Raw genomic sequence first — 7,963 nt, 5'->3', positions numbered from 1 at the left:
CACATGCCGCCGCGGGCCTGCAGGAACGCAGCGGCCTGACCGCCTGGCCGGACGGTGATCTCCCCCGCGAGGTCAGGCGCGAGGTGGCCGGGCACACCGTGACCGGCTATCTGGCGCTGGTGGACGAAGGCGGCACCGTCGGTGTGCGCGTCTACCAGACTCCTTCCGGCCAGCAGGCGGCGATGCGCTCGGGCATCATCCGGCTGCTGGTGCTGCGGGTGCCCTCGCCGCAGCGGTACGTGCTGGACCACCTGAACAACACGGAGAAGCTGACGTTCACGCAGAACCCCCACGGTTCGGTGGCGTCGCTGATCGACGACTGCACGCAGGCCGCGGTGGACAAGCTGGTGCCGGCCGAGCTGCCCTTCACCCGGGCCGGCTTCGACGCGCTGTACGAGCAGGTCCGCGCGGAACTGATCGATACCGTCTTCACCGTGACCGCCATCGTGGAGAAGATCCTCTCCAGCACCCGGCGGATCCAGAAGGAGCTGAAGTCCAACGCCAGCCTGGCCCTGATCAGTCCGCTCTCCGACATCAAGAGCCAGCTGGAGCAGCTGGTCTATCCCGGGTTCGTGGCGGCCACGGGTTATGCGCAGCTCAGCCAGCTGCCGCGCTACCTCGAGGGGATTGAGCGCCGGCTGCAAAAACTGCCGACCGCCGTGGGCCGGGACGTGCAGCACATGGCAGTGGTGCAGCGGCTCGAAGACGAGTACGACGACGCGAGGGCGGCGCTGAAGCCCGGCAACCTGGACGGCTCGGGGCTGGACAGGGTTCGCTGGATGCTGGAAGAACTGCGGATCAGCTTCTTCGCGCAGGAACTCGGCACCGCGTATTCGGTGTCCGAAAAGCGCGTCCGAACGGCCCTGAACGAGGCCCTCGCCGGCTGAGGCATGCGCGTCAGTCGGCGGGGACGACGTCCCCGTGTCCGGCCTCGCGCAGCGCCGCCCGGAGGCGCTTGGCTGACTCATCCATCACGGCCGGGTCCGGGTCCTGCTGCGCCCTCTTGAAGTCGAACTCGGCCTCCGAGTTGGAGGGCCAGACGTGCAGGTGCAGGTGGTTCACCTCGAAGCCGGCGATGATCAGGCCGGCCCGGGCGGCGCCAAAGGCTTCCACCTGGGCCTTGCCGATGGTCTGGGCGACCGCCGTGAGTTTCTGCAGCAGGTCGGCCGGGGCGTCGGTCCAGCGATCCACTTCCTGCCGCGGCACCACCAACGTGTGCCCGTCCGCGAGCGGGCCGATGCTCAGGAACGCCACCACGTCGTCGTCCTTCCAGACGAAGCGGCCGGGGATGTCGCCGTCGATGATTTTGGTGAAGAGGGTGCTCATGTACGCAGTCCTTGTCGGTTGGGGTCACTCGGGGGTCGGTAAGAGTCGGGCAGCTTCCAGCCGGGCTGATGGGGGTCCGGTCGGGTGACAGCGAAGGTTCGGCCGGCCCGGCTTCGGTGCAGGCAGGCCCAGACCGGTCGGTCGCCACGGTTTCGGCCCCTGCTCAACGGTTCAGCGATGCGATGTCCAGGACAAACCGGTAGGCAACATCCCCGGCCACCATGCGGTCATAGGCTTGGTCGAGGTCCGGTGCGCCCACCAGTTCGATGTCGGCCGTGATCCCGTGTTCGGCGCAAAAGTCCAGCATCTCCTGGGTCTCGGCGATGCCGCCGATCTTCGAGGCGCCGTAGGCGACTCGCTCGCGCATCAGCAGGTTGACCGGCACCGGAGGCATCGGCTCGGGCGGCACGCCCAGTTGGATCAGCGCACCGTCGCGGCGGATGGCCCGCAGGTACGGGGCCAGGTCGTGGGCCGCGGCCACGGTGTCGATGACCAAATCGACACTGCGGCGGGCGGCCGCGAGCGCCTCGGCGTCTCCGGTCACCACCACGTGGTCGGCGCCGAGCGCGCGGGCCGAATCGGCCTTGTCCGCAGAGCTCGTGAAGACAGTTACCGACGCTCCCATGGCCTTGGCCAGTTTGACCGCCATGTGTCCCAACCCGCCCAGACCCACCACGCCGACGGAGTCGCCGGCTTCGACGCCGAAGTAGCGCATGGGCGAGTAAGTGGTAATGCCGGCGCAGAGCAGGGGGGCCGCGGCGGCGGGGTCCAGTTCCGGGGGCACGCGCAGCACGAAGTTTTCATCGACGACGACGGACGTTGCGTACCCGCCCTGCGTCATCTCCCCGCCGTGGCGGCGGTCGCGGGCGCCGTAGGTGCCCACCGCACCCTTGTCGCAGTACTGTTCAAGTCCTTCCCCGCAGGCGGAGCAGTCGCCGCAGGAATCCACCATGCAGCCCACCCCCACCAGGTCGCCGACGGCATGCAGGGTGACGTCCTGGCCGATGGCCGTGACCCGCCCAACGATCTCGTGGCCGGGCACCAGCGGATACTCGATCTCGCGCCACTCGCCGCGAACCGTGTGGACATCCGAGTGGCAGAGGCCGCAGAAGGCAATGGCGATCTCCACGTCGTGCGGCCCGGCGGTGCGGCGTTCGATCTGCAGCGCAACCATTCCGGATCCGGGCCCCGTCACTCCGTAGGCCGCGGCCGTCCTCATACTGCTTCTCGGTGTCGGCAGGTCGGCTGCCGCGAGGGCCTGCTGCTCCTGGTCAGGTGTGAGCGGTTTCCCCAGCGGCGGCGGTGCCGGACGGCCAAGTGTCATGGGCCTGACGCTACCGTTTGCTGCTTCGCTATGCCACCACGGCACACCCTCTGTGACGCTTTCGGTGCCGTGCTGCAGGGCGCGGGCACGGGGCCGACCAGGCGGCTGATTACGGCGCGCTCCCCGTGGCTACCGGCAGCTCCGGATGTCCGCACCACTGCGACCAGGAGCCGGGGAAGAGCGCCGCATCCATGCCGGCCTCGGCCATCGCCGCGACCTGGTGGGCGGCGGTAATGCCCGAGCCGCAATAGACGGCCACCTTGCGTCCTTCCGCCCCCAGTTCCTTGAATCGTGCCGCGAGTTCCGTGGAGGGCAGGAAGCGTCCGTCCGGGGCCAGGTTGGCCGTGGTCGGTGCGCTGACGGCGCCGGGGATGTGTCCGGCGCGGGAATCCACCGGCTCGAACTCGCCGCGGTAACGCTCGACGGCGCGGGCATCCAGCAACAGCGAGGTACCCGCGAAATCCAGCACGTCCTCCAGCTCAAGCCTGGGCATCCTGCCGCTGCCCAGTTCGACGTTGCCCAGGCACGCCAGCTCGTCGCCGCTGTCCAGTTCAAACCCCTCGTCCCGCCAGGCGGCGAGCCCGCCGTCGAGCAGGTAGACGGAGTCGAATCCGCCGTCTTTCAGCAGCCACCACACCCGGGCCGCGGCCATGCCGCCGTTGTCATCGTAGGCCACCACGACGTCGTCGTTGTTGATGCCCCAATCGCGTGCGGCCTCGCGGAAGGCCTCCGGCTCCGGCAGCGGATGGCGTCCGCCCTTCGCTGACGGCGCCGACGCAAGCTGCGACGGCAGGTCAACGTAGACGGCACCGGGAATGTGGGCCTGGCGGTAGTGGCTGTGGCCGGCGTCGTCGCCCAGTTTCCAGCGAACATCGAGCAGTACGGTGCGCTGTCCGGAGATCATCCGTTCACGCAGTGTCTGCACGTCCATCAGAGTCCTCATGAGATCTCCTCCTGACTGCTGGCGGGCGTCGTTGCCCGCCGGTGTCCCGACAGTCCATCACAGCAGCACGTATTGGGCCAAGCAGCCCCGCCCGTGCCGTCCCCGACTCTCAGCCCAGCTCCACGCTCTCCCCCGGCGACAGGTGCCGGTAGCTGGTGCCGTAGTGGCCGCCAAAGAAGGTCACGTGCTTCTCCACCAACGACAGGCCGCGGTCGCTGAGCCCGGCGTCGTGGATCGGGTAGGCGTTCTCGGCGCGCATGGCGGTGACGAAGTCGATCACCTCGGCCGTCTTCGACCACGGCGCGTGGATGGGCACCAGAACGGTCCGGACGTCCAGTCCGTGCGGAACGATGAAGGAATCGCCTGGGTGGTACAGGCTGTCATTGATGACGTAGCCGATGTTGGCGACCACCGGGATGTGCGGATGAATCAGGGCGTGCTGGCCGCCGAAGGTGCGGATGCGGAACCCGGGCACCTCGAACTCCGTCTCCGGTTCGGCGGCATGGATCCGTCCCGCTGCCGCCGGGACCAGCGCCCGAAGGTCGGCGGCCACGGAGGCCGGGGCATACAACTGCATGTCGTCCGCCGCCGCGAGCACACCGGGAACTCGGTCCTGGTCGATATGGTCCGCATGCTCGTGGGTGACCAGGACGGCGGTAGCCCCATCGAGGGCCTGTTCCACTTCCGAGAAGTTACCGGGGTCGATCACCAGGACGTGTCCGTCCTGCTCAAGCCGTACGCACGCGTGGGTGTATTTTGTCAGCTTCATGGATCACACCCTAGCGGCGGGGGCCGGCCGGCGTGCGGCGGTTCGGCGTGTGAGCGGGCCGGCGTCCCGGCGCTGCAGGCGTGCCGGCGGTCTCGGCGTTTGAGCAGGCCGGCGTCTGAGCGGGCCGGCGTGCCCCGGTATTCAGGCCTGCTGGTAGGCTGGGATGCACCCCACGGGTGCCAGTATCAACAGCGAGGAGCCGAAGCGGACATGTCCGTTCCTTCAGCGAAACCGCAGGCGCAGCGCCGCGGTTCGGAACAGCGGGTGACCCGCCAGCGGGTGGCCGTGGCTGCCGCCCTGGACAGCCTGGAGGACTTCGTCAGCACGCAGGAACTGCACCGCTTGCTGCAGGACCGCGGCGACTCGGTCTCGCTGGCCACCACGTACCGGATCCTGCAGGCCATGGCCGACGACGGCCAAGTGGACGTGATGCGCAGTGGCGAGGGCGAGGCCGTGTACCGGCGCTGCGCCGTCGAACATCACCACCACCACTTGCTCTGCCGCACCTGCGGCAAGACCGTGGAGATTGAGGCTCCGGCTGTGGAGCAATGGGCCGCCCGGATGGCGGCGGAGCACGGCTTCACACAGGTTGCACACACCGTGGAAATGTACGGGCTCTGCCCGGACTGCAGCGCCGCCCCCGCCAGCGCTTAACCGGCGGTCACCCGTACCGCGGCACGTCGCACCGCCCGGCAGGGCTTAACCGGCGGTCACCCGTACCGCGGCGACGTCACGCCGCCCCACCTTGCCGCGCCGTTGCCGCCGTGCCCCGGCCAACCGGCAGACCACGTAGATCAGGAACGAAATCGTCGTCACGTAGGGGCTGATCGGCAGGCTGCCGCCGAGGGCCAGCAGGATGCCGCCCACCACGGCGGTCACCGCGAATACCACGCTCAGCAGCACGACCACGCGCGGCGAACTGCTTACCCGGAGCGCCGCGGCCGCCGGGGTAATGACCAGGGACAACACCAGCAAGGCGCCGACCACCTGGATGGACAGCGCCACGGCCAGTCCCAGCAGGAACATGAACACGATCGCGAGGGCACCCACCGGCACGCCGCGGGCATCGGCCAGGTCCGGATCGGCGCTGGCGAAGGCCAGCGGACGCCAGATGGCCACAAGCCCGAGCACCACCACGGCCGAACCCGCGGTCAGAAGGTTCAGCTGCACGGTGTCCACGGAGACGATCTGCCCGGTCAGCAGGCCGAACTTGTTCGCCGAGCGGCCCTCGTAGAGTGAGAGGAACAGGATCCCCAGGCCCAGCCCGAAGGACATGATCACGCCCGTGATCGAGTTCCGGTCCCGGGCCCGCATCCCCAGCATGCCCAGGACGACGGCGGCGATCACCGAGCCCACCAGCGAGCCGAACACCACGTTCGCGCCGATCAGCAGTGCGAATGCCGCCCCGGCGAAGGACAGCTCGGCGATGCCGTGCACGGCAAAGGCGAGGTCCCGCATCATCACGAACACGCCGATCAGGCCGCCGACCAGGCCCAGGACGGCGCCGGCAATCAGCGAGTTGCGCACCAGCGGGAGCAGGTCGCCGTAGTCGTTGAAGTTGAAGACCGCATTCAGCAGTTCCGATGCATCCATGCCTACACCACCTCGCTGTGGTGGTGGGTGGTCGCGTCGGGAAGCCCCACCACGATGATCCGTCCCTGGTTGTGGATGACCTCGACGTGGCTGTTGTACATGTGCGACAGCACCTCGGTGGTCATCACTTCTTTCGGCGTGCCAACGCGGAACTGGCCGCCGGCCAGGTAGAGCACCCGGTCCACATAGTCGATGATCGGGTTGATTTCGTGCGTGACGAAGACGACCGCGCTGTTCCTTTCATGGCATTGCCTATTGATCATGGAGCTCACGGCCTGCTGGTGGTGCAGGTCCAGCGAGAGCAAAGGCTCGTCGCAGAGCAGCACCTGGGGGTCGGAGGCCAGCGCTTGGGCCGCCCGCAGACGCTGTTGCTCGCCGCCGGACAGCTGCCCGACCGGGGCTTCCGCGTAACCGGAGGCGCCCACCATCTCAAGCAGTTCGTCCACCCGCCGGCGATGCCTGCGGCCGTTCAGCCTAATGCCCCACCGGTGCCCGTCCAGACCCAAGCCCACCAGATCGCGCGCACGCAGCGGGGTCTCCGGAGCGAAGGTCTTTTGCTGGGGAATATAGCCGATGTCCCGGCTGCCGCGCTCCAGCGGCCGCCCGTTGACCTCGGCCGTCCCACTGCTCAGCGGCTGCAGGCCAAGCAATACGCGCAGGAAACTCGTCTTGCCGGAGCCGTTGGGACCCAGCACCGCTAAGAATTCGCCCGGGTTGATGGTCAGGTCGAGGTCATGCCACAGCACGCGCTGGCCGAAGGACAGCGAGGCGCCCTGCAAGCGGACGGCGGGGGTCATGGCAGTCTCAGTTAACCACGGCCCGGCGTTCTGACCGGTCACGCGCCCAGCGCCTGGTCCACGGATTCCAGGTTCTCCGCCATCCAGGTCAGGTAGTCCTGGTCAGGCGGCAGGGTCTCGGTGAAGTTGAGGACCTCGATGCCCGCTTTTTCCGCCAATTTGCGTAGGCCCTGGGTCTGCGGGCCTTCGGTCTGTTCGTTATAGGCGACAAACCGTACCGATCCCTCGGTGATCAACTCCTCGGCCTCCCTCAGGGCTGCCGGCGCGGCGTCGCTGCCTTCCTCGGCCGCCTCCATGAAGCCTGCCGGGGTCTTGTTCTCGAGTCCCAGCGCATCGAAGAAGTGCAAGGGCACCGGATCGGTGGCCGCGACGGCTTCCCCGCTCGCCGTGGCGGCGAGTTCGTCCATGTCGCTCTGGAGGCCGTCAATTCCGGCGCGGAACTGCTCGGCATTGGCCCGGAACGTTTCGGCCTGCTCCGGGTCAAGGGCCGAGAGCTTCTCCGCGATGGCATCTGCAATCGCGGCCATGGTGGGCAGGTCGTACCAAACGTGTTCATTGAGGCCGCCGTGGCTGTGGTCCGCGTGGCCGCCGTCCTCCGTGTGCCCCGCGTCGGCGCCCTCGGTGTGCCCCGCGTCGGCGTCCTCGCTGTGCCCCGCGTCGGCGCCTTCTGCACCGGACAGCGGCGACAGCTCCACCGCAGTGATGAGGTACTCGTGGTCGACGCCGGTCTCGTCCGCCAGGGTGTGCATGAAGGTGTCATAGCCCCCGCCGTTTTCCAGCAGCAGGTCGGCCTGGGAGATCGCGAGCTTGTCCCGCGCCGTTGCCTCGTAGGAGTGTGGATCCTGGGCCATCCGGTCGATGATCGAGGTGACCTCGACGTGCTCGCCGCCGATGGTTTGGGCGACATCACCGTAGACATTGGTGGAAGCGACCACGCTCAGCTTGCCGTCACCCTCGGCCTCTCCCCCTGCAGCGGCGCAGCCGGACAGCAGCAGGGCGGCGGCGGCCAGCCCGGCCAGTGCAGGAACGGTTCGTGAGTGCCTCACGGGCAAACCTCGGTTCTACTCATAATGAGAATCAGTAACAATAAGGGTTTTCAGCTTAGCGCAGTTGCGAACCGTTCGCATTCGCCCTGGCGGGCGCGGCCAGTGGGGGGCGGACTGTCCGGGGCGCACAGGCAAGCGCGGCAGCTGGGCGGCCCGGGACCGGCG

Annotated in this window: 9 protein-coding genes; 2 read left to right on the top strand and 7 right to left on the bottom strand. The window is 68.2% G+C overall.

Annotated elements, in window-relative coordinates; translation table 11 throughout:
* Nucleotides 1-887, top strand: an 887-nt coding sequence (locus AC5RUJ_RS07420; RefSeq protein WP_494155720.1) for a DUF3418 domain-containing protein, incomplete at its 5' end; no start/stop codon positions are given.
* Nucleotides 888-897: 10 nt separating this feature from the next.
* On the opposite strand, the gene AC5RUJ_RS07415 is transcribed toward AC5RUJ_RS07420, so the two are convergent.
* From AC5RUJ_RS07415 to AC5RUJ_RS07400, 4 genes are all read right to left on the bottom strand, one after another.
* Nucleotides 898-1,326 carry an HIT family protein gene (locus tag AC5RUJ_RS07415; protein WP_494000145.1) on the bottom strand — a complete coding sequence of 143 codons (429 nt, stop codon included), beginning with the start codon at nt 1,324-1,326 and terminating at the stop codon, nt 898-900.
* A gap of 163 nt (nt 1,327-1,489) precedes the next feature.
* Nucleotides 1,490-2,650, bottom strand: a complete 1,161-nt coding sequence (locus tag AC5RUJ_RS07410; RefSeq protein ID WP_494100843.1) for an NAD(P)-dependent alcohol dehydrogenase — start codon at nt 2,648-2,650, stop codon at nt 1,490-1,492.
* Nucleotides 2,651-2,759: 109 nt separating this feature from the next.
* Complete coding sequence (locus AC5RUJ_RS07405; protein WP_494100842.1) at nt 2,760-3,593, bottom strand: sulfurtransferase; 834 nt, start codon at nt 3,591-3,593, stop codon at nt 2,760-2,762.
* Between the two features lie 109 nt (nt 3,594-3,702).
* Complete coding sequence (locus AC5RUJ_RS07400) at nt 3,703-4,362, bottom strand: MBL fold metallo-hydrolase (protein ID WP_494100841.1); 660 nt, start codon at nt 4,360-4,362, stop codon at nt 3,703-3,705.
* Between the two features lie 210 nt (nt 4,363-4,572).
* On the opposite strand from AC5RUJ_RS07400, the gene AC5RUJ_RS07395 reads away from it, so the two are divergent.
* Complete coding sequence (locus AC5RUJ_RS07395; RefSeq protein ID WP_494000149.1) at nt 4,573-5,016, top strand: Fur family transcriptional regulator; 444 nt, start codon at nt 4,573-4,575, stop codon at nt 5,014-5,016.
* A gap of 45 nt (nt 5,017-5,061) precedes the next feature.
* Here the strand turns inward: AC5RUJ_RS07395 and AC5RUJ_RS07390 are convergent, their stop codons facing one another.
* From AC5RUJ_RS07390 to AC5RUJ_RS07380, 3 genes are read right to left on the bottom strand one after another with little or no spacing between them, the layout of a single operon-like run.
* Complete coding sequence (locus AC5RUJ_RS07390) at nt 5,062-5,955, bottom strand: metal ABC transporter permease (RefSeq protein ID WP_494128880.1); 894 nt, start codon at nt 5,953-5,955, stop codon at nt 5,062-5,064.
* Between the two features lie 2 nt (nt 5,956-5,957).
* The gene (locus AC5RUJ_RS07385) at nt 5,958-6,752 is read right to left on the bottom strand and encodes a metal ABC transporter ATP-binding protein (protein ID WP_494128881.1); all 795 of its coding nucleotides are present in this window, start codon (nt 6,750-6,752) and stop codon (nt 5,958-5,960) included.
* Between the two features lie 38 nt (nt 6,753-6,790).
* On the bottom strand, nt 6,791-7,798 hold the full coding sequence (locus AC5RUJ_RS07380) for a metal ABC transporter solute-binding protein, Zn/Mn family (RefSeq protein ID WP_494100840.1): 1,008 nt from the start codon (nt 7,796-7,798) through the stop codon (nt 6,791-6,793).
* Nucleotides 7,799-7,963 lie beyond the last annotated feature (165 nt).

The organism is Arthrobacter sp. Y3223164 (assembly GCF_059091005.1).
The sequence above is the reverse complement of the archived record's forward strand: the minus strand, read 5'-3'. Positions and strand labels throughout refer to the sequence as shown.